21 protein-coding genes are annotated in these 21106 nt (G+C 45.8%); 10 read left to right on the forward strand and 11 right to left on the reverse strand.

From position 1 onward, the window contains the following. Positions 1-159 precede the first annotated feature (159 nt). Together Q5691_RS16400 and Q5691_RS16405 are read left to right on the forward strand one after the other, a co-directional pair. Positions 160-714 (forward strand): hypothetical protein, encoded by a 555-nt coding sequence (locus Q5691_RS16400; RefSeq protein WP_333345654.1) that lies wholly within the window; start codon positions 160-162, stop codon positions 712-714. 38 nt (positions 715-752) lie between these two features. After that, the gene (locus tag Q5691_RS16405) at positions 753-1142 is read left to right on the forward strand and encodes a phosphodiester glycosidase family protein (RefSeq protein WP_333345658.1); all 390 of its coding nucleotides are present in this window, start codon (positions 753-755) and stop codon (positions 1140-1142) included. A gap of 142 nt (positions 1143-1284) precedes the next feature. On the opposite strand, the gene Q5691_RS16410 is transcribed toward Q5691_RS16405, so the two are convergent. Further along, entirely contained in the window at positions 1285-1842 is a 558-nt protein-coding gene (locus Q5691_RS16410) for an HPP family protein (RefSeq protein ID WP_333308827.1), read from the reverse strand. Positions 1843-2304: 462 nt separating this feature from the next. Here Q5691_RS16410 and Q5691_RS16415 point away from each other — a divergent pair, with 462 nt between their 5' ends. From Q5691_RS16415 to Q5691_RS16435, 5 genes are all read left to right on the forward strand, one after another. Continuing rightward, positions 2305-2526, forward strand: coding sequence for a hypothetical protein (locus Q5691_RS16415; RefSeq protein WP_333345661.1), 222 nt, complete (start codon positions 2305-2307; stop codon positions 2524-2526). Continuing rightward, positions 2523-2717: a hypothetical protein gene (locus tag Q5691_RS16420; protein ID WP_333308829.1), complete on the forward strand. Its 195-nt coding sequence runs from the start codon at positions 2523-2525 to the stop codon at positions 2715-2717. The genes Q5691_RS16415 and Q5691_RS16420 overlap by 4 nt, the downstream gene beginning before the upstream one ends. Positions 2718-2763: 46 nt before the next feature. Continuing rightward, positions 2764-3324 (forward strand): Uma2 family endonuclease, encoded by a 561-nt coding sequence (locus Q5691_RS16425; protein ID WP_333308830.1) that lies wholly within the window; start codon positions 2764-2766, stop codon positions 3322-3324. Positions 3325-3541: 217 nt separating this feature from the next. Further along, on the forward strand, positions 3542-3697 hold the full coding sequence (locus Q5691_RS16430) for a hypothetical protein (RefSeq protein ID WP_333308832.1): 156 nt from the start codon (positions 3542-3544) through the stop codon (positions 3695-3697). A 40-nt stretch (positions 3698-3737) separates the two neighbouring features. Then, entirely contained in the window at positions 3738-5051 is a 1314-nt protein-coding gene (locus Q5691_RS16435; protein WP_333212332.1) for a hypothetical protein, read from the forward strand. 112 nt (positions 5052-5163) lie between these two features. Here the strand turns inward: Q5691_RS16435 and Q5691_RS16440 are convergent, their stop codons facing one another. The 3 genes from Q5691_RS16440 to Q5691_RS16450 form a co-directional block, all read right to left on the reverse strand. Continuing rightward, positions 5164-5730: a diheme cytochrome C gene (locus tag Q5691_RS16440; protein ID WP_333308834.1), complete on the reverse strand. Its 567-nt coding sequence runs from the start codon at positions 5728-5730 to the stop codon at positions 5164-5166. A 20-nt stretch (positions 5731-5750) separates the two neighbouring features. Then, the gene (locus Q5691_RS16445; protein ID WP_333345662.1) at positions 5751-6659 is read right to left on the reverse strand and encodes an MBL fold metallo-hydrolase; all 909 of its coding nucleotides are present in this window, start codon (positions 6657-6659) and stop codon (positions 5751-5753) included. Positions 6660-7172: 513 nt separating this feature from the next. Further along, positions 7173-7685, reverse strand: coding sequence for an inorganic diphosphatase (locus Q5691_RS16450; RefSeq protein ID WP_006634582.1), 513 nt, complete (start codon positions 7683-7685; stop codon positions 7173-7175). A 31-nt stretch (positions 7686-7716) separates the two neighbouring features. Between Q5691_RS16450 and Q5691_RS16455 the strand changes: the two genes are divergently transcribed. Continuing rightward, a complete protein-coding gene (locus Q5691_RS16455; RefSeq protein WP_333308838.1) occupies positions 7717-7896 on the forward strand; it encodes a hypothetical protein in 180 nt (59 codons plus the stop codon). A 35-nt stretch (positions 7897-7931) separates the two neighbouring features. Here Q5691_RS16455 and Q5691_RS16460 read toward each other — a convergent pair whose 3' ends face one another. The 7 genes from Q5691_RS16460 to ruvB form a co-directional block, all read right to left on the reverse strand. Beyond that, entirely contained in the window at positions 7932-9437 is a 1506-nt protein-coding gene (locus Q5691_RS16460; protein ID WP_333308840.1) for a serine/threonine-protein kinase, read from the reverse strand. Between the two features lie 142 nt (positions 9438-9579). Next, positions 9580-10887: a serine/threonine-protein kinase gene (locus tag Q5691_RS16465; protein ID WP_333308842.1), complete on the reverse strand. Its 1308-nt coding sequence runs from the start codon at positions 10885-10887 to the stop codon at positions 9580-9582. 160 nt (positions 10888-11047) lie between these two features. Continuing rightward, complete coding sequence (locus tag Q5691_RS16470) at positions 11048-11596, reverse strand: inorganic pyrophosphatase (protein WP_333345664.1); 549 nt, start codon at positions 11594-11596, stop codon at positions 11048-11050. 454 nt (positions 11597-12050) lie between these two features. Beyond that, positions 12051-15236 (reverse strand): GAF domain-containing protein, encoded by a 3186-nt coding sequence (locus Q5691_RS16475; RefSeq protein WP_333345667.1) that lies wholly within the window; start codon positions 15234-15236, stop codon positions 12051-12053. A 596-nt stretch (positions 15237-15832) separates the two neighbouring features. Continuing rightward, positions 15833-17587, reverse strand: coding sequence for a DNA repair protein RecN (gene recN, locus Q5691_RS16480; protein ID WP_333345670.1), 1755 nt, complete (start codon positions 17585-17587; stop codon positions 15833-15835). 162 nt (positions 17588-17749) lie between these two features. Next, entirely contained in the window at positions 17750-18316 is a 567-nt protein-coding gene (locus tag Q5691_RS16485) for a Uma2 family endonuclease (RefSeq protein ID WP_333345673.1), read from the reverse strand. A gap of 3 nt (positions 18317-18319) precedes the next feature. Beyond that, positions 18320-19417, reverse strand: coding sequence for a Holliday junction branch migration DNA helicase RuvB (ruvB, locus tag Q5691_RS16490; protein ID WP_333212316.1), 1098 nt, complete (start codon positions 19415-19417; stop codon positions 18320-18322). Between the two features lie 71 nt (positions 19418-19488). Between ruvB and Q5691_RS16495 the strand changes: the two genes are divergently transcribed. Next, complete coding sequence (locus Q5691_RS16495) at positions 19489-20028, forward strand: hypothetical protein (RefSeq protein WP_333212314.1); 540 nt, start codon at positions 19489-19491, stop codon at positions 20026-20028. Between the two features lie 181 nt (positions 20029-20209). Then, positions 20210-21061: an ABC transporter permease gene (locus Q5691_RS16500; RefSeq protein WP_333212313.1), complete on the forward strand. Its 852-nt coding sequence runs from the start codon at positions 20210-20212 to the stop codon at positions 21059-21061. Positions 21062-21106: the final 45 nt, after the last annotated feature.

A 21106-nucleotide genomic window follows, 5' to 3' on the forward strand; every position in this document is an offset into this window, starting at 1 on the left:
TGGCTCAAGCCCAACGTCTGGCGGGATTTGGCCTTAAACTAATTAAGGAGTTGTTTAGAATGAAATAGCCCTGCCAGCAATTCCGTTATAAAATCAGCAAAAACCAATCAACCTCTGCCGAGTAATCCTATTGTAAAATCGCCCGAAAAATCTCCTGCTGTGCAGCCGTCTCAACCTAAAATTATCAAACGTTCTGCTAAGCAAGCCAAACCTGTACAAGTCAGCCGAAAAACTGTAGCTGGCGCAAGTTTTTATATCACAACTATTGACGTCGCAGACCCGGAAATTTATCTCACAATTGGGTTAGCTAATGATGCAGCTTTTGCAAATACTTCTAAAGTAACGCGGGGCGACGAGCCTTTTGAAAATATGGTGTCGCGTTACCGGGCTGCTGTTGTTGCTAACGGGACTTTTTTTGGTAAAGATGAGCAGAAATCTGTGCTGGGAAATATGGTGGCAGCGGGTAAGTTTATGAAATACAGCAGATGGGAAAATTACGGCACGACTTTGGGAATTAAAGCGGGAAATCAATTGGAAATGGTGACGGCTAGAACTGAAGGTAAGCCGGATTGGAGTCAATATTGGTTTTCTCTGACCAAGAATTTCAAAGGTGGTACCCGCCACGTGATTTATCCGTGGAATCAATTCTTTAATCGAAAATCGAAAATCCTCAAGAAAGAGCATTTATCTCGCGCAAGTCAATCTAAAATCTAAAATCTAAAATCTAAAATCGATTGACTTGCGGGCCGAGATTGGTTAAAGGGGGGAAGGTTTGGCTGTCTCCTTTATCGGAAGGTTTTAAAGATGCTGGTGTTTTGGGCGTGGGTTCGAGAACGGCGATCGGCTTTCCGGCTTCGAGAGATAAGTTATTTTTGGTGACTTTTCTTGATAGTTTGTCTTTGGAAGCAGAAGCTAAAGTTATGCAGGCGATCGGCTGTTTTGAAGCGATGAATTTGGACGGGGGTGCTTCGGTGAGTTTGGCTCATCAGGGGCAGATTTTATTGCCGCCGGGACGGAATTTGACGAATGTACTGGTGGTTTACGATAAAGAATATCCGGCGCCGGCTCAGTTAAAACAGTCTTGGGAACGCTTTCAAAAGGGCTCTCGACCAACGCCGGACAAATCAGTGTTTTTTGATTGATCTAGCAGCAGGAAGTTCGGCAACGCGCAGTGAATCGGGATCTAACGGATGGCAGAAAGAACGAAAAAGGAAGAAGGAATCGAGGGAGCATCCAGATTTTGGGTAGTGCACCCTCGGGAGGATGAGAAAATTAGAGACAATGCTATAACCAGTGGTTGGGATACGTCCTTTCTGCGGCTAAATTATTAAAGATGACGGCGCACAAGACCAAGATTATTGAGCCCTCAAAAGCAGGTGTTAGCAAAAATTTCCAGTCTGGTTGGGTCATCATGACAACTAAGGCAACTGCTCCCGAAGGGGGATGTAGAGTTCTGGTAATCTGCATAATTCCGATCGCACTAGAAACAGCCATTCCCATCGCCCAGGGAGAAGAACCGACAAAATGCAGAATGATTAAACTGGTGAGAGCAGCTAAGAAATTCCCCCCAATGACATTCCGGGGTTGAGCCAAGGGGCTGTCAGGGACACCAAATATCAGAACGCTTGTAGCGCCAAACGGAGCCATTAGTAAAGGAGAATTAGTTTTTATAGCAAGATAGGACGTTGCAGTAATTGCCAAAAAACTACCAATCCAACTCCAAAAAATATGCCGAGGATGAGGTCTGTCTATGGGGCAGCTCAATGGACACGATCGCCATCTTCCAAAGGTTTTAAACCAATAACTTTCCCATTTCAGTTGAATTTTTTTAGGGTCAATCATAAATCAGGTTACTTGATAACCAGGCTTCTTAAATTGTCTGAACTAGCCTCCGGTAAAGTTAAGATATCATAACAATTGGTCAAAAAGTAGTTAAAAGCACAGATTTTTTACTTCTATGCCGATCAAGCTGCCGCTAACCACTCGGTTGGAACTCACATCTTGCACCATTCTCAAGAAAAGGCAAGATGCCTGTTCCACAAAGAGTAGATTTTCCTCTTGTGGAACGGGTCCCAGAGCCCGTTCATCAAAGGCTTATTGACAATGGTGCAACATCTCAGTTGGAACTGACTAGCGAGTTTGGTCGGTTTGGCAACAGACGTTATCGGCAGTCGCAAAACTTCACCGTTAGCCGTCAGAGTTATTGATGAGGGTAAAGCTAGAGGTTATTTGTAAGGTGCGAGGCCCAGTAAGCGTAAGCTGGATTGGAGTCAATATTGGTTTTCTTTGACTTGCGGGCCGAGATTGGTTAAAGAGGGGAAAGTTTGGCTGTCTCCTTTATCGGAAGGTTTTAAAGATTCTAATGTTGTGGGCGTGGGTTCGAGAACGGCGATCGGCTTTCCGGCTTCGAGAGAGAAGTTATTTCTGGTAACTTTTTTTGATAGTTTGTCTTTGGAAGCAGAAGCTAAGGTTATGCAAGCGATGCGTCCCGCCCTCGCCCGTGCTACGGCTGTTTTGAAGCGATGAATTTGGACGGTGGTGCTTCCGTAGGTTTGGCTCATCAAGGGCAGATTTTATGGCCGCCGGGACGGAATTTGACGAATGTCCTGGTGGTTTACGATCGCGAATATCCAGATCCTGCTCAATTAAAACAGTCTTGGGAACGCTTTCAAAAGGGTTCTCGACCAACACCGGACAAATCAGTGTTTTTTAATTGAATCGGCAATTACTATAATAGGAAGTAAGCTTTTGCAGGCAAAGATTATGACAGCAACAAAAGAAAGAACCTGGACAGTCGAAGAATATCACCGCATGATTGAAGCTGGCATTCTCACTGAAGGTGATAAGATTGAATTGCTAGATGGGAGAATTGTTGAAATGAGCGCACAAACTCCACCCCATGCTGCTACAACCCAACGCAGCGATCGATATCTACAACACCTGCTAAGAGATTTAGCAGCAATTCGCGTGCAGTTGCCAATTACTTTAGCAACTTCGGAACCGGAACCAGATATAGCAGTTGTTTGTATCGATCCGGGAGATTATCGCGACCATCACCCAAATCCTAGCGAAATCTTGCTGTTAATTGAAGTTTCCTACTCGACCTTACAAATTGACCGCCGGGAAAAGGCACCGATTTATGCTAGAGCAAATATCCCTGAATATTGGATTTTAGATGTAGCTGCGCGCGAGGCATATATTTACCGGAATCCTGCACCGGGAGGCTATCAATCTGAGATAGTTGTTGCAGATAATGCTGTGATTAGAATGCTAGCTTTTCCTGAGATTGAAATTAGTTTTTCAGAACTGTTTTTGCCTGTTTAGTTTTAGTTTTTTTGAGCTTTAACCGCAGATGGGATCAGACAAACGCAGATGGACGCAGATAAAGAGTTAAAACCAAGATTTTTGGGAGTGGTTTAAATTTCAAAGTCGTGGTAAAATGGAGAAATGAATTCAATGGCGTTTTATTTAAAATATTGAATTATTAGACCGACTTCGGCAGTTATCCCCTGCTGAGAAGTTTCAAACAATGCAGTTCTTAATGGCTGAATTCGCGAAAGAAGAAATGTTAAAGCCATTGGATAATGGCGCGGGTTATCGTGTTTGGTCGCCTTATGATTATGGTGATGCTGCTCAGAAATTAATGAGCTTATTAGAACAAGAAGAAGCGCAAGAAGAAAATGTGAAATGCTCTTAGCTGTTTCACCAGAAAGCTATAATTGAGGAAATTATTTGTAATGTTAGAATTCTCTTTAGAAAATCTTTCCGAAAAAATACATTCCGGCAAGACAAAAGATTATTTTCAAGAAGTTCTATCTTCGTACCACAATGGCAACTATCGTTCCGCAGTGGTAATGCTTTGGTCTGTCGCTGTTTGTGACATAGTTTATAAACTTGAATATCTTATTGATTTATATCAAGACAAAGATGCCAAATCAATTCTTAATGACCTTACAAAATTACAAAAGGATAATCCCAAATCATCCTCTTGGGAAGTTAAACTGATTGAGGATACCCATGCAAAGACAAATCTGTTGGATAACTCAGAATATGAAAATCTGCTATATCTTCAAAAGCAACGCCATCTATCCGCTCACCCTATATTAGACTCAGATAGACAATTACATACACCTAACAAAGAAACTGTGAGGGCGCTGATTAGAAATACTCTGGAGGATTTGCTTATAAAGCCGCCTTTCTACACGAAAAAAATAATTGACGAACTTTTAGAGGATATTGCGGAAGCAGCGCCAGCACTTAAGACTACACAAAAAGTAAAAAAATATCTAGAAAGTCGATATTTAAGTAAACTTAAACCTGAAGTTGAACTTTCTATTTATAGAAGTTTGTGGAAGTTGGTATTTAAGCTGGACAACGAAAAGTGCAGAAAAAACAGAGTTATCAATTTGCGAACACTTGAGGTAATCGGAAATCGGCACCCCGAAAGTATTCTCAACCAAATAAAAGGAGAGAAAGACTATTATAGTAATGTTTCATCGAGTCCGCGCACTTTGGATTCTTTAGTAATTTATTTGTCACAAAATCATAAAATTTATTATCTTCTTAATGTAGAGGCGATACTTAAAATACAGCATAATGTTAAAACTACTAACACAAGCAAAATCTTTGGATGGTTTGTGAAGAATAATTTAGATGTACACTATCAAGACATCTTATCTTTGATAGAAAACGATATTAACTTCAATTTTACGGAGGGAGAATTAAATTTTTTGCTTAAGACACCTGATACAGAAGAGTGGCAACATTTATTTTGTCGCATACTATCTAGTTATTACTGTGCTAGCACAGGATTTGATGAGGCAAACTCTCGATTTCAGGAAGCCATATCTCCTTACCTTGAATTCTTTAATAAAGAGGCAATAGTGTTTTTGATTGAGCAAATTGAACAAAATAAGCAGGTATATGGGCGCCGAAAAGCAAAAGAAGAACACAAAGAAATCAAGGAAAAGCTTTTTCAATTACACGGACAGGAATTCGACTTGAACCCTTACCCAAATTTCAAGGGAACTGTGATGGAAGATGAAGGCTAAGTCAGCTAACTAATCAAAAAACCTCCTCATCCGCTTTCGACGGATAAACCCACGACCCAATCAGCCCGCATAACTCCCCTAGTTAATAGTTTGTGGGTAAGTCCTGTGTTCGCTACGGAGAGTTTTCCCACTCGGCGGTAAGCTTGCGGAAATTGTATTGAGACGCGCCGGGGTGACAAGTAACGCAACTGCTGATATTTGCGGGTTGGGACAGCTTGACTTTGGGGTGCAGTGCTTTGAAATAGCGAGAACTGGCGACTCGATAGGCGAGTTCTTCGTCTTTGGCTTGGGGACGGGAAAAAGTTTGCAGGTAGTTCCACACTAGCAGGCGGGGCGGGTCTACTAGCAGTTTGATGGTTTGTCCGTAGTGTTGGGGATCTTGCAGCAATCTGCGCCAAGTTTCTGTAGGTAATACTTGCGGCGGTAAAGCGATGTGACAGGTGGCGCAGTTTTCTAGGTACAGTTGCTGTCCGAGTTGGTAGGGTTCGGGGATGCGATCGACCGTACCAGTATCCTCGATCGAAGACACCTGAGCAAGTCGCTCCGGAGTGCGAGAGTAAGCAGTCTGAGCAGCAACCCATCCGCCGCAGGTACAGCAGATAATTATCAACAATAGCAACGTTGAGTAAAGCCCCCGCAAGCCTACTCTGCGACGTTTGCGGGGTTTTTCCTGTTTCATAATTCTGAATTTATTTTTGGTTAAATTACTGGTATGCTCATGCCTTCGCGGGCTAAGCAGCTATTGGCGAACGCTGCCTGCACCTCTGCTTCTGTACGATCAAGAAAATTGTCGTCGTGGCCCGGATCATGGTGAAACATCACGATTTTTTTGACTCCAGCAGCTTTCGCTATTTCTACTCCTGCTTGCCAAGTCGAGTGTCCCCAGCCGACTTTTGGGGTTTTGAAGTCGTAATACTCTTCGTTGGTGTAGTTGGCGTCGTAAATCAGCACGTCGGCGTTGCGAGCTAGGTGTAACACGTTGTCGTCGAGGCGATCGGGAAAATGTTCTGTATCGGTGCAGTAGACGGCTGTGTGTCCCTCCCAGGTGACTCGATATCCGATCGCCGTATTAGGATGGTTCAGCAGTGCCGTTTCTATTTTCACATCGTCGAGTTCGATAATATCCCCAGGGGTCAAATCGTTGAATTTGAGGTCGGACTGCATGACTTGGATGGGGACGGGAAAATTGGGGTGCACCATTTGGTCAGCAAGACGGTGTTTGATGGTAGTGCCGTTGGGGGCGATCGCACCGTAAATGTGAAAGCAGTTCCCTGGGATAAAGGCGGGAGTAAAGAACGGAAAGCCTTGAATGTGATCCCAGTGAGTATGACTGAAAAACATATGGGCTTCCACCGGCATTTGCCGCAGCAGATTGAGGCCCAGAACTCGCAGGCCCGTACCGCCGTCAAAAATCAGGCGTTTTTTGCCCAAGCGCATTTCTACACAGGAGGTGTTGCCTCCGTAGCGCAGTGTTTTGGTGCCGGGGGTGGCGATGCTGCCCCGCACGCCCCAAAACTGAACGACAAACTCGGTCAAAGGACTATTTTCCATAGTGGCTTTGCGATCGGAAGGCTGTGGATTGGGTAGAGAGGGTGCGGAATCTGGCATTTTTTTTAGTTTTGGCGGCAGGAACTTGGGAGTTGAAATCTTAGTTTTTACTTTTTAGTTTTTAGCAATCTGTACTATAATAAAGCCCTTGATCGGGAAACTATTCGAGTGCCTAATACTTGGGCTGTTAGAATTCTCAACCTTACCGATTCGTGTAGGAGACGTCACGCTTAAGAGATTATTTTTTGCATCATGCGGGCTGCCCGCCGTGTTATGTGTTCTGAGATTAAGATAGCGCCGAATAAGAGTGTTCGGGTAAAACTTCCTCCGCCGTATAACTCATTCTCCAGAGGTAGAATTTGCGCTTCATCTTACTCTATGAGTAGTATTTTTTTCAAGATTGGGGCCGGGGCGGGGTTTTCAGGAATGCTGTTCCGGTGAGTCGGCATTCACGACTGATTTGACATTCTACCCATCTGTTCCTCGACTGCATCGCCTCACGTGCAGCATCGCCTTAAGTTCTGCCCCCTGAGTTTTTAGTCGGGTTGCAGTCGAGGAGTGCGGGCTAGGGGCTTATTTGCGATCGGCTGCGATGCACTTTTCCACTAAGGGCATTACTTGATCGACATCTTGCCAACCCAGAATTTCCGTGACTTTTTTCTCCAAATTTTTGTAGGTTCTAAAAAATTCGGCTATTTCGTCCAAGCGGTGGGGGGCTACGTCTTTGAGGGACTTATAGTGAGCATAGCGGGGGTCTTTGTCGGGAACGCACAAAAGTTTTTCGTCCCTGTCGCCTCCGTCGATCATTTCCAGCATTCCGATCGGACGGGCTGCGATTATGCACCCTGGAAATGTGGGCTCATCCATCATCACCATGCCGTCGAGGGGGTCGCCATCATCGGCTAAGGTATTGGGTATGAAGCCGTAGTCACACGGATATTGGACTGAGGAAGAAAGCACCCGATCGAGAGCAAAGGCTTGTAAGTCTTTATCAAATTCGTACTTGTTTTTGCTACCGGCGGTAATTTCGATGAGGACGTTGAGCAGTCCTGGTTTCGGCTGTGCCGGAATTAGCGATAAGTCCACAACAATATCTCCAAGTTAACAGATGATTGGGATGAGTGCTACTTGCCAAATCCCTTTGATAGCATTTTACGGGCGATCGGGATCGATGCTGCATGAGATTGACCGAAAGCGGGGGAGTGTGTCGCCGGCTGGGAGAATACACGCTTTCGGGCGAGACGCCCATCCCACACAAGAGAGAGGGGACGGGCGGGGCGCCGATCCCACAGTTTGAGAGGGGAATGGTTTGTTTGGGCGAGGGAGATATTTTCAGAACCATTTATTCTGTTTACCGTCTGTCAAAATTATTTTAATTTTCAAACCCAACCACTGGCTCAGTTCTGTTGCTAACCACTTGATTTCTGATTCACTTAGTCCCTCCTTCTCTCCTAACTGATATTTGTGGTTGCCTGCTTGAACTATCATCTGATAGACTTTCCCTAATCTCACTTCCGAGTGGCCCTTCTGCATAAGTAATGATGCCGCTTGATATAACTCTCTAGGGATTGAAAAAGCAAAAATCATAACTTTTATAACTTTTACACCAATACCGCTGTTTCTATATTCACGTTGTTGAATTTCCAAGTGGCAAATCTCGTTTCTGGGAGATGGCTTGGCATGATTCCATCTCAACCCCAGTAGATGGCTGCTACAGGAGATTTGCTGGCGATCGATTCTGAGGCGCCTTTCTCGAAATAGTGCAAATATCAACTTTAGTCCTGCCATACATAACAAACTTCCTGATATTATTATAAAAAATTGGGGATTTATCTTTAACGCATCGCTCAACATATCCCTTGCTATAAATGAGACAGGACTCGCAGATACCACAGCCGAAAGCGTGGCAATTAAACCAAAACCGATGCCTTTTGCCGGAATTACAATTTCTATAAACTCCGAATTTTTTGTAAGTTTAATATCGCTGCCTTGTGGCTGCAGCACCACCATAGGACTTTTGTTGATAAGGTGGGGATTTTTAAGCCCTCGCCATGCTTGCCTAGCCGAAGATAACCGTTTGGACAAACTTGGTTCTGTCATCCACTCCAGCCAATCTATTAAATTAGGATTGACCTGCGGTACCCGATCGGCAAATTGAATTTTCAAATCCTGCTGCGACAGTTCGGTGGGATGCAAACCCGTTACCAAATAAATTAAAGTTGCACCTAAACCGTAGAGGTCAGAAGCCGGAACCGAGCGCCCGCCAAATTGTTCGGGTGCCATATACCCGTAAGTTCCCACTACTGTAATTGTGCCGCCAAATTTTGCAGCTTGGTTCTGCACAGAACCGAAATCAACTAAATAAACTTGTCCGACCGAGTTACCTGATCTGCTGTGCAGTAAAATATTACTGGGTTTAATGTCACGGTGAATAACAGGCGGATTTTGCTTGTGCAAATAATTCAAAATTGCTAACAGCGATTTAGCTAATTGTTTTACCTCGCTTTCGCTAAAAGTACGCCCCGATCGCAAATGCTCTTGCAAAGTTTTTCCTTCTACATAAGTCTGTACCAGGGCAAAGCTTTTACTATTTAGTTCGTCAATTTCCAGGTAGTCGAGGTAGCGCGGAATTGCTGGGTGAGAAAGTGCTTTTAAAGTTTCCGCTTCCCGTTCAAATAGCTTGAGGTCTTGCCATTCAAAATCGCTGCCGAGGAATAGCTGTTTGATAACAACTAATTCGTGAGTTTGTAAGTCACGAGCTAGCAGCGTTTGGCGACCAGTTTGTTTTCCTAGTTGCCGCTGCACTTCGTAGCGTTCTGCTAATATTTTGCTAGTCATATTTTTTTACATGAATTTGAGTGTGAGGGGAGCGTCGGGGTTCAGAAACCGGGTTGTTTAGCGAGTCTAGCGGTTGTAATGCGTCTTTTCGTAAAAACCCGGTTTATTTGCTCGGAGTGAGTCCAGAACTGTAAATTTTAGATTACAGTCCACTTTCTTTTTGATACCACCGGGCAATAGACTTGCTACTTGCCCCCATTGACAGTCCTGCAATTAGCGACGGTGCTAGCACGAAAATAATCTCAAAACTCAAATCGTTTAGCTTATTCCAACCCATTATCCGAAAGTAGACGATGCTTATCGAGGTACAGAGTACAATACTAATTGCAGTTAAAACCTGTCGGTGAAGTTTGGGATTAGTTAGGGGAAAAAACCACAAGCGCGTCACAATTCCTACGATTATTCCGTTCCCCAACCCCAGCAGCAAGCCGAGAAAAAGACCGATAAATCCTCCTAAAATTGTCGCCACTACCGGAAAAATAAAGGTTCCGTAAATTGCTGCACAAGATCCTACGCCTAGAGTTCCCATCCAAGTGCTGCGCCCGATCGCATTCTTGAACAACCTAGAGGTATCTAGCGTTTTTCCCAGTCTCAATGTCTGGGAATATTTATTTATTTCCTGTGGTTTTTCTAGAACTTCTTTTGCTATTTGGACTGAGGCGGGACGGCATTCTAAAGTCGGATGCGTCATCCACTTCAGCCAATTGGTAAAACCGGGACTGAGTTTGGTCAATTGCTCGAACTCGATCTGCAAATCTTGCTGCGGCAAGTCGGCAGGATGCTGCTTGGTAATTAAGGCGATTAATGTTGCTCCCACGCTGTACAAGTCGGAAGCTGGAACTGCTCTCCCGCCAAATTGTTCGGGCGGCATATAGCCATAAGTTCCGACAACGGTGACTGTTTTTCCTTGTTGGGTTGCTAGGGTTTGAACTGCACCAAAATCGACTAGGTAGACTTCGCCGACGCTGTTTCCTGATCGATTCTTGAGTAAAATATTGCTGGGTTTAATGTCGCGGTGAATGACGGGGGGCTGTCGCTGGTGCAGGTAGGCGAGGATGTCTAATAATGCTGTTGCTAATTGTTTGACTTCTCTTTCGCTGAAGGTGCGGCCGTCTGAGAGATATTCTTGTAGGGATTTGGCTTCGATGTAAGTCTGAACTAGGGCGAATCCTTTGCGCTTGGGCGTGTCGATTTCAAAGGAGTCGAGATATCGGGGAATTGCCGGATGGGATAGGGATTTTAAGGTTTCGACTTCTCGCTGGAACAGTTTTAAGTCTTCCCAGTTAAAGTCGCTGCTGAATGAGAGGAGTTTGACTACTACTTGCTGTTGGGTTTTTAAGTCGCGGGCGAGTAAAGTTTGCCTTCCTGCTTGCTTGCCGAGCCGCCGATCGCACTGATAGCGATCGGCTAATATTTCTTTTGACAAATCGCCGATGTTTTCTCCGCTCATGTTCTCTTGCCCTAGAACCGATTAAACCTAGTGTAGTTGACAAAAGTGCAATAATCGGAAATGTTCGGGCTACGGCAAAAAAAATTTTATGTCAAAGAGCACCTGTCTTTAAGAGCGATCGATCTCGCACAATAAAGATGCCCCTGAGTCAAGCTTGAATTTAATTTTGGATTTGCTTATAAATTGACTGCACTACGTCGAGCAGGCTCAAGACTTGCTGCCATTCGGGGGCATCGGGGTTGTAGCTTTTGGCGCGCTGAGTTTTCAAACTGTGGTGCAAGAGGGAAAGCAGCGCGTCTGGAGACTGTACGGAATTGTCATCTTCATCTGCTGGGGTTTGGGCTGCATTTTCTTCGATATCTTCTTTAATTTTTTGTGCTCGATCTGCCAGGGCTAAAGATCTGCCTGCCAGGTTTTCCGGCATTTTGGGCTGTTCCGACAAAGACGCGCTGGTTAGTTCTACCAATAGTTGGCAGACTCGATCGACCCATTCGTGATCGTTTACTGAAAAGGAACCTGATTTGAACACTTGCCCGTCAGGTCTTTGCTGAATGGTTTGTACCTTCTGGATCAGAGGGATAGCCTTAACAGTGATGTTTTCCGGGATTCTGGGGATATCTGACAGGGAGCTTCGAGCAATCTCCAGCAATAGTTGGTAAACCTGATCTACCCACTCAACATCTCCCGATTGCGAATTCCAATTATTCATAACTGACGCTAGTGGTTTTTTATATCTAAGACTAGAACATTGACTATCTGCGAAGTCAGCTCTTTTCAGGAGCCACTAACGCTATTAAGACTTACGCGGGCGGGGTGATAAACCCGGTTTTTGAGCGGATGTTTCGTCGCCTTTCTCCAAGATTTTTCTCAGAAACCGGGTAACGCTGCCGCCAGTCATAACTATTTTTAAGCGCTTCAAATAATAGAAGTGCTAAGTTTGTTGCGGTAGGTAGTGCGAACGAAACACCTAGGGCGAAACCGCCGGCATCTCGCTGGCAAATTCAAATCCGGTTATATAACCATAATACCTGTTGGAGCTTATTTACAATTACCTCAATAGGATATTCAGGTTAATTGGTGGTGGGATGGGAGGCGCACCCCCGATCGCGATCGCCCCCGCCCCGAACCCTGACGCCACCGCGAGGATTTGCTGTGGGCTACTGCTATTTTTCTGTGAGATTCCACACACCATCCCAGTTGAGTACGTCTGAAAAACTATGCTGAAATAACATACAGCGATCAACGTGCAATTTAGCTGCCTTGTTTTTCGGGTCAACTTTCAGAACGACCTCAAATTCGCCTGCAGCGTCTTTAAAGGCTTGCTTGGCTTTTGGTTCTAAAGCTTTCTTAAACTCGCTCAGCAGTTTTTTCACCCGATCGAGTCCCAGGTTTTCAAATTCCTCATCTAACATTTCTGCAACTGTCTCGCAGGCCCGACTTTTAATTTTCGCCTGCAATAGCTGCCTGATCTCTGCTGGTTTCAGCCGTTTGATTTGAGGATTTGATGGTTCTAAGATGTCTGCTTCCAACAGCTTTTTGACATCGCCTTCTTGCAAGTATTTAATATCATCTGCTGATAAGGGCTTGATTTTTGCTTGCAGCAGCATTTTGGCTTCGTCTTCGGAGAGGTTTTTGATGCCTTCCAATTTCAGCAGTTGGATTTCTGGCTGCAACAGTACGATGAGTTTGTCTGCTTCGGACAGGTTTTTCGGGTCGTACTCTGACAGCTTTTTCAGTTGATGTAACAGGTTCTTGAGTTCGTGTTCCAACTGTTGCTCTAACTTGTAATTGGAGAGGTTCTTAATCTCTGCCTCCGGCATTTCGGCGACATTATCTAAGATATTTTTCACCTCACTCTCAGAGAGTCTTTGGTGGACTGGAGTTTTGTAATGTTCGCGCCCCTTGGTGTAATGTTCTATAACTTGTTGCTGTGTTTCGGTTAGTGACTTGCCCACTGGGGAGTATCCCTCGCGGATGCCGACGAGTTCGTAAACGATTACGGGTTCGCTTTTGCCTTTGACAGTAATAAAATCGAGTTCCCGCACGTAGAGTCTATCTTTGTATTCTCTGTAAGTATTGTCGCTGATGATCAAGTCGGTGCCGTACTGCTTGCTGGCGCCTTCTAAGCGAGAGGCGAGGTTTACGCCGTCTCCGATCGAAGTCAATTCCATGCGTTTGCTACTACCGATGTTGCCGCTAACAACTTCATCGGAATGTACGCCCATACCGATGCCGATCGGCAGTTCGCCATGTGCCATACGCTCTCGATTAAACTCAGCCAGTTTTTCCCGCATTTTCACCGCCGTTTGCATGGCGCACCAAGCATGATCCTCTAGGGGCGCTGGAGAGCCAAAAACTGCCATCAGAGCGTCGCCGATGTATTTGTCGAGAGTCCCTCCGTACTCGAATACGACATCTACCATCACTTCAAAATATTTATTCAGCATCACTACCACTTCTTCGGCTTGCAATTTTTCCGTAAGTGTGGTATAGCTGCGAATATCTGAGAACAGCACCGAAACGTTTTTGCGCTTACCGCCCAATCCAGTATCCCCTGAAGCTAACAAAGCTTCGGCTACTTCTGGAGTCATGTAACGGTACATCAAGTTTTTGACTTGCTTGGCACTGCTAATATCTTCCATGACAACTAACGCACCGTTGACCTTGTTGGGGTCGGTAGCGTCAGTCATTGAATTAATCGAGAGATTGATACTCTGCGATTCTCCTTCAAAGGAAAGCAAAACTTGATCTGGGTAATACTGCTGGCGGTCGTTATCGTCTTCTGGAGACAAAGACGCATCAAACCACTTGGCAAAATCACCTTTTTCTAACTTAATTAACTCGCGCAAAGATTGACCTTCGGCTAATTCAGCATCGCTGACACCCAGTAATTTTTTGGCACTGGGATTTGTCGCTACTATATTGCCTTTTTTATCTGTAGAAATCACACCGTTAGTCAAGGCGTGGAGCATATCTTTTTGTCTTTGTTCTTGCTGTTTGACTTCGGCAAACAGTTTGGCGTTTTGCAGCGCGACTCCTGCTTGGATGTTAAACGCCTTCATAAATTCCATGTCATTGCGATTGAAACTCGCTTTCCACTGTTCGGGGGCGTGAGGCCAATCTTGGGGGTTGTAGGGGGGGAATTCTCCTTGTCGTTTTTTATTAACTAATTGGGTGACGCCAATCAATTTTTTGTCCGAGTTAAAGACTGGCATACAAAGCATACTGCAAGTGCGGTAGCCCGACTTTTGATCTACTTCTTTGGAAGTGGCTGCGCGGGGGTCGTCGTACACGTCAAAGGGAATCAGCAGCGGTTCGCTAGATTGGGCGACGATGCCTGCAAAACCGGCGGTTCTGGGTATGCGAATTTCTTTCAAGTTGCCCGCCATCGGGATTTTCGTCCACAGTTCGTCTTTCTCTTCGTCGATCAGCCACAGGGTGCTGCGATCGGCGTTCATGAGTTCTTGGGCCTGATCCATCACCCTTTTTAGGGTATCTTCTAAGTCTAAACTGCTCTGAGAAAGAGCGTTTACGGCATTCATCAGCGCCGTTGCTGCTCGTTGTCTCTGAGTTGCTGCGTAGAAAGATTTGGACGATTCTAGAATTAAGCGAATCGAGGGAGCAAATTCTTTAAAAACTTGTTCGTCTTCTTTAGTAAATCCGTGCCTGTCTATTTGTTCGTCTAAAGTTGGGTATTTTTCGTGATTTGGTCTTAATTTATTAATCAGTTGAACAACTGCTACTAACTCTTTTGTGTCTTCATTAATCAGGGGCATTGCCAGCATTGTATAAGTGCGGTAGCCCGTTTTTTCGTCAAATTTTTTGGCATTAGCCGATCGTTCGTCGTTGTAAAAATCGTAAGGGATATTAACCACTTTTTGGAACGTGGCTACTTCTCCGGCAATGCCTACATGGGCGGGAACTCTGATTTCTAGGTTTTTGCCATTTTCGTCTTTAGCAACGATCGCCCAGAGTTCATTTTTTTCGTCGTCTAATAAAAATATCGTGGTGCGATCGGCATTCAGCAATTCCCCTGTTTTGAGGGTAATCGACTGCAACATCTCGTTGAGTATGGCATCAAATCCCTCGCTCTCCAGGATATTGTCGAGCATTCCCAGCGTTTGATTGACAACCTTAAGTTTGTCTTCTACTTCCTTAACTACTACTGTGAAACTTTGCTTATTTAGAAGGTCAAGAATGCCAGAGAGGTTTCCTTGGCGCGGGATAATTGCACTGCTCCTAATTTCCGGGGGAGAATAATTTTCCTGATGATGATTTTCACCGCCGACAACAGCGACATCAATCACGTTGTCCAGAGAAGAGTAATTGGTGGAAGATGCAGATTTCATAGACCTTTACAGAAGCTTAAGTGTAAGGGTTAGTCTCTAAGCCAAGAGAGCGGGGAAGTTGATTAGTGAGTCACTTGTCGCACAAGACTCAAGTATGTGTGAAAGTATTTCCCAGTTTACAGAACTCCGGCCACAAGACAAGGGAAATTCGGTTGACCTTGTTGCTGAACGGAGGGTGGGAGAGTAACGAGGCGGTGGGAGTGCTGCAATCTTTTTACAGAGCGCCAATCTTGTTTAAAAGGTTTATTAACTGATTTTGACATTGTGCGTGCCTGGTTTAAGTATGTTCTACCGAGCTTTGAGCCGATCGCCCGCAGAAGAATGCGTACTGGCGGGAAGACTGCTGAAAGAGGGGTGGCCTTGTGGGACTAGCCGCAATTGTGACACTACCAGTTGCTAGTGATGTGTGCCCTTCTCTACACAATTGTGGTTTTTAACTAGAATTTCTCTCTATTTTGCTGCTGTTAGCTTTCATCCCACTAAATTCACGGGGTTTTCAGCTTTTTTTTGTAAAATTTGCGGTTGATATTTTTAGTGTAACCTCCGACTCTGAAAAAACTCCGCCTTTTCACCCCCCGATCGGCTCAAGTGTGTCATCAGGGTTTGGCGGACTGAGTTTGGCGCAATCCGGCGGCTTCTACAAGCAGGGATTCGGCGAAGGCGATGGCTTCTGTTGCTGAGCGGCCACTGGCGAGTTGGGCGAGTTCTTCCCGCCGCTGCTCACTGTTGAGGGCGGCAACTCTGACTACTGTGCGTTCCATTGGTTCGGAGTTGACTGCGGGTTCGCCGATACTTGCTTCTGCTTCGATCGTTTGTTTGTTGACGCGAAAATGAAAATCAGCCATCGCGGCGATCAGCGGCTGGTGGGTGACACAGAGAACTTGGTGTTTGTCCGAGAGTTGGTAGAGTTTTTTGGCGATCGCCCCGGCGACTCTCCCGGAGACTCCGGCGTCGATTTCGTCAAAAATCAGCGTACCGGCACTTTCTATTTGGGAAAAACAGGCTTTGATAGCGAGTAGAAAGCGGCTCATTTCTCCCCCGGAGGCGATCGCCCCCAGGGGTTGCAAAGGTTCCCCCGGATTCGGGCTGAAACAAAAGGCGATTTGGTCGGCACCAGTAGCGGTTGGGGTACAAGGCGATATCTCGACTTGAAATTGCACTTTTTCCATTGCTAACGGCTTAAGTTCTCCTACGAGGTGCGTTTCTAGTTTGAGGGCTGCTTCGCGTCGCAGGGTGGTGAGGTGGCTGCAAGCATCTTTTAATTGCTCTAAAGCGTTCTGATATGCGAGTTCTAAGGCTTCCATTGACTCGCCTCCTTCTAAAAGTTCATTTAGTTCGTTTTGAATGCTTTGGTAGTAGGCGATCGCTTCTTTGAGCGGCCCGTATTTGCGACAAATTTGTTTGAGTTCGCGAATCCGATCTTCTACTTCTTCGAGTCTTTCGGGATCTGCTTCTAATTGTTCGCCGTAGCTGCTAATTTGCCGACTGGCTTCTGTGGCTTGAGCTAAAGCATCGCTGACCATTTCTAGGATTGGTTGCAACTGCACATCGTAAACCGCCATGTCGCTTAAAATTCCTTCGGCTTTGCTCAACAAGTCGGCGGCTGATGCGCTGTCGCCCTCGTTTTGGTACAGGGCTTGGTGGACTTGGTAACTCTGCTGCTGCAATTCGACTACGTGGCCCAGCCGGATTGATTCGTGTTCTAGCTGTTCGAGTTCGTCGGCGTCTTCGATCTGGGCTTCGCCGAGTTCTCGGACTTGGTATTCTAACAAATCAAGTCTTTGCAGTCGCTGCTGTTCCGACTGACGCCTGCGTTTGAGGGCGGTTTTTGCGCTGTTGGCTCCCAGCCACGCGGAGGCGATGATCGATCGGGCTTCAGTGAGCTTTTTGCCGCCGTATAAATCGAGCCATTCTCGCTGGAGGGTTTCTTGTCCGAGGTGGACGGTTTGGCCTTGGGCAGTAATTTCGACAAGCCGATCGCGCAGTTGGTCCATTAACTGGCGGTTGACGAGAATTCCGTTCAACCGGGATCTGGTGCGTAGAGCACCGCTTGATGCGTTAATTTCCCGGCTGCAAACGGCTAAATTTCCGTCTATGGGTTCAATTTCTTGCTCGCCCAGCCACAAAGCTGCGGCTTTGTCCAATTCAAAGGTAGCTTCCAGTATTGCCCGCGTTGCTCCGGTGCGAATCGATCGGCGATCGACTTTCCCGCCCAAAACTGCATCGATCGCATCTAGGATAATCGATTTACCAGCGCCGGTTTCCCCTGTAAATACGTTCAAACTCGGGCCAAATTCTAGATCTAGGCAGTCAATTAAGGCAAAGTTTTCTATTCGGAGGTATAGCAACATGAGGAATGGGGAATTGTTAATTGTTAATTGTTAATTGGTAATTGGTAATTGGTAATTGGTAATTGCTAATTGGAGGAAGAGCCTGGAAAATTATTGATACCCAATAACAACTGTCAACTGTCAACTGTCAACTGTCAACTGTCAACTGTCAACTGACTTCTGCTATAGTTTCAACCACCCAAACAAATCTCCTACCGTCAGCCGCAATTCTGCTGCCCAATCTGGAACTGGCAACAATTCTTCGGGTTTGGCTAAAAGTTCCGGTTGCTTTCCAGGGGGATAAATTAAGATTGAGCGCACCATCGGATCGATCAGCCAACCCATTTTAGTGCCGTTTTTCAGACAGTGTAAAATATTCCCAGTTACTTTAGTTTGACTCTGGCCAGGAGACAGAATTTCAATTGTCCAATCAGGGTAAGTTTCAAATACATTCGCAACATCCCCATTTTCATCAAGTGGTATTCTTTCCCAAGTAAATACTGTGACATCTGGCACGATTGATCTGCCGCCAAAAGTACACCGCAATTCAGGAAAAGCTAAGGCAATTTTCTGGTTTTTAACTGCGACATTGATGGCGGGGACTAATTCACATTGAATCCGGCTATGTTTTCCTTGTGGCATAGGCTTTTGGATGATTTGACCGTTGATATATTCGCTAGCCGGTTCTGTTTCTGGCAGTTTTAGAAACTCTGACAAAGTTAGTATTTTTGCTTGTTGGATCTGTACCATTTTTTACTCCTTTTCATCGAGTAAACCTAAGTGTTTTCTAGCAGCAACCGTTACCATTCTCCCGCGATTTGTCCGCTGCAAAAATCCGATTTGCATTAAGTACGGTTCGTATACATCCTCAATTGTTTGAGTATCTTCTCCTGTAGAAGCTGCGAGGGTTTCTAAGCCCACTGGGCCGCCGTTAAAGTTCTCAATCATTGCTGTCAAAATCCGCCGATCTGTCCAATCTAAACCTAGCGGATCGACGTTGAATAATTCCAGGGCTAGTGAGGCAACTTCGGCATCAATTGGCTTTAAATTTTTGACTTCGCTGTAGTCTCTAACTCGTCGCAGCAAGCGGTTAGCAATGCGGGGGGTTCCGCGGGCTCGGCGGGCAATTTCTGTGGCTCCTTCTGGGGTGATTTGAGTGTCGAGAACTTGGGCGGTTCTTTGGACAATTAGACTAAGTTCGTCTATTTCGTAGTACCGCAATCTTTGGATCAAGCCGAAACGATCGCGCAATGGAGATGTCAGCGAGCCGACTTTTGTGGTTGCTCCTACTAAGGTAAATGGTTTCAGGGGAATGCTGCGAATTTTGGCGCTTTTGCCTTGACCGATCGTAATATCTAACCGACAGTCTTCCATCGCCGGATAGAGGATTTCTTCTGTAACTTTAGATAAGCGGTGAATTTCGTCGATAAACAGCACGTCGCCTGCTTTGAGGTTAATCAGCAATCCGACAATATCTCGCGGTTTTTCTAAGGCTGGGGCGGTGGTGATTTTGCATTCAACTTCCATTTCTGCTGCTAGAATTAGCGACATTGTGGTTTTTCCCAACCCTGGAGGCCCGTAGAGTAACAGGTGATCCATAGGTTCGCCGCGAGATTTAGCTGCTGCAATTGCGATCGCCAAAACTTCTCTCAAGTCTTTTTGCCCGATGTATTCAGCTAAGCGCTGGGGTCGGATTTTGTCGTCTTGTTTGCTGTTGATTTCGTCGGGTAGTTCTTGCGATTCTAGCAAAGATTCCGCCTGGGGTTTGGCGGCTTTTTTGCGACGGGCCGGGGCTATGTCTTCAGGTAGATTTGGGTCGGGGGGCTGTTGTTTGGAGGATATAATAGCCATATTTATCTGCGTTCGGGCAGCGGGAATTGTTTACACTTGTTAGCAGAATCTTTAAAATTATTGAGTTCGTTATGAGTATTCCATCTTCTTTATTAGCATCCGAAAGCATAACTTTTGAGGGGGCGATCGAGCTGACTCAATCTTTACTCTCGTTCATGGAGGCCGATCGACTTTTACAAGCCGACATCCAGCAAGCTGTTACATCTCTGGTGAAAACACAGAACGGTGCTAGGGGGTTTTTTGTCACCTATCTAACGGACGATCGACAGGAGGCAGATCACCCGTCACCCGGAGTAGTCGAGGCGCTGCGATCGGCTCCTGAGATCGTAGCAGAACTGCTGGTGAAAAATTTGGCGATGTCGGCGGCAATGGTTGTACATCATTCGCGCCAGCAAAAGGAGGAAATGGCAGCCGATTCTGCTAGAGTGCAGGAGCGATCGCGCAACTTAATTCAAATGCTGCAAATGCCAGCGTGTCAAACTATAGCGTCGCAAATGCTAGAAAGTTTGCACAGTGCCAATGGCAAGTATGAAAAATTTTTCCAGCGGTGGGGCTACGACGACGAGCAAAAACGGGCGATCGGTTCGGCAGTTCGATCGGCGATCGGCTAAAATAACCTCCGAAGGAAGGGGAAAGAAGAAAGAAGGAAGAAGCCCAAGCCGGGGTGGCAGATGCTTGATCAAAACGACGGGGCTGTGGAATAATTGCGGTTTAGCAAAAGCTGCATAATTGTAGCTTGAGTTGATTTAGGTGTGAAGCTAGTGAACGAGGGCGAAAAAATTGCAGAGAACTGTGAAAGGAGTTGCCCAAAAGGTCCGAAGGCTGGGCGGCCGGCGGCCGGCAAATACGCCCCGGCGGTGGGTGAAGCTGAATCTGCTGGCAACATTGGTGCGCCGGGACTTGGAAGCTCAATACAAAGGCTCGATTCTGGGCAATTTTTGGCCGCTGCTGAATCAGCTATCGCAATTGGTGATTTACACTTATGTATTCTCGATCGTCCTCAAGGTAAAGCTCAGCCTTGCAGGCTTCCCAGAAAACAGCGACATTACATTTGGAGTCTGGTTGTTTGCAGGTTTGCTGCCTTGGACTGCCTTCACCAGCGGTTTGATCAAGTCGGGAGTATCGGTGGTGGGGCAGCCGAATTTAGTGAAAAAAGTGGTATTTCCTCTCGGTTTGCTGCCCTTGGTGCCGATTTTTACAGCTTTTCTTGAAAGTTCTTTGGGTTTAGCAGCTTTGATTGTGATAGTAGCAGTATCGTCGCAAAAGCTCAACGCTACTTTATGCTTACTGCCGCTGGTGTGGGTGCCTCAGTTGCTGATAACTGCTGGTTTGGGATATTTGACAGCGGGCTTGACTGTATTTTTGCGAGACATTCCTCAGACATTAGGTGTTATTCTAAATTTTTGGTTTTATTTGACGCCGATCGTCTACCCAGCATCAATCATCCCCCAAGAGTGGCGAGTGTGGATATTTTGGCTGAATCCAATGGCCGCCATCTCGGAGGTTTATCGAGACCTCATACTGCTTGGAGAAGTTAAGCATTGGGGAGAATGGGGTGTCGCCACGCTAATTTCTGCGGCTATATTTTGTGGAGGTTTGGCGGTTTACCGGCGTTTGCGTCCCGCTTTTGCTGACGTGCTGTAAATTTGTTTGAGATTTCAAGTCAATCTAAAATCTAAAATCTAAAAT

The sequence above is a fragment of the Microcoleus sp. w1-18aA5 genome (genome assembly GCF_036701705.1).
Lineage (GTDB): Bacteria > Cyanobacteriota > Cyanobacteriia > Cyanobacteriales > Microcoleaceae > Microcoleus.

Coding starts and splice junctions, on each gene's coding strand:
- Q5691_RS16410 (WP_333308827.1), bottom strand. CDS start 1,842: ATGATTGACCCTAAAAAAATTCAACTGAAATGGGAAAGTTATTGGTTT.
- Q5691_RS16420 (WP_333308829.1), top strand. CDS start 2,523: ATGAATTTGGACGGTGGTGCTTCCGTAGGTTTGGCTCATCAAGGGCAG.
- Q5691_RS16425 (WP_333308830.1), top strand. CDS start 2,764: ATGACAGCAACAAAAGAAAGAACCTGGACAGTCGAAGAATATCACCGC.
- Q5691_RS16430 (WP_333308832.1), top strand. CDS start 3,542: ATGGCTGAATTCGCGAAAGAAGAAATGTTAAAGCCATTGGATAATGGC.
- Q5691_RS16435 (WP_333212332.1), top strand. CDS start 3,738: ATGTTAGAATTCTCTTTAGAAAATCTTTCCGAAAAAATACATTCCGGC.
- Q5691_RS16440 (WP_333308834.1), bottom strand. CDS start 5,730: ATGAAACAGGAAAAACCCCGCAAACGTCGCAGAGTAGGCTTGCGGGGG.
- Q5691_RS16445 (WP_333345662.1), bottom strand. CDS start 6,659: ATGCCAGATTCCGCACCCTCTCTACCCAATCCACAGCCTTCCGATCGC.
- Q5691_RS16455 (WP_333308838.1), top strand. CDS start 7,717: ATGAGTGCTACTTGCCAAATCCCTTTGATAGCATTTTACGGGCGATCG.
- Q5691_RS16460 (WP_333308840.1), bottom strand. CDS start 9,437: ATGACTAGCAAAATATTAGCAGAACGCTACGAAGTGCAGCGGCAACTA.
- Q5691_RS16465 (WP_333308842.1), bottom strand. CDS start 10,887: ATGAGCGGAGAAAACATCGGCGATTTGTCAAAAGAAATATTAGCCGAT.
- Q5691_RS16470 (WP_333345664.1), bottom strand. CDS start 11,596: ATGAATAATTGGAATTCGCAATCGGGAGATGTTGAGTGGGTAGATCAG.
- Q5691_RS16475 (WP_333345667.1), bottom strand. CDS start 15,236: ATGAAATCTGCATCTTCCACCAATTACTCTTCTCTGGACAACGTGATT.
- recN (WP_333345670.1), bottom strand. CDS start 17,587: ATGTTGCTATACCTCCGAATAGAAAACTTTGCCTTAATTGACTGCCTA.
- Q5691_RS16485 (WP_333345673.1), bottom strand. CDS start 18,316: ATGGTACAGATCCAACAAGCAAAAATACTAACTTTGTCAGAGTTTCTA.
- ruvB (WP_333212316.1), bottom strand. CDS start 19,417: ATGGCTATTATATCCTCCAAACAACAGCCCCCCGACCCAAATCTACCT.
- Q5691_RS16495 (WP_333212314.1), top strand. CDS start 19,489: ATGAGTATTCCATCTTCTTTATTAGCATCCGAAAGCATAACTTTTGAG.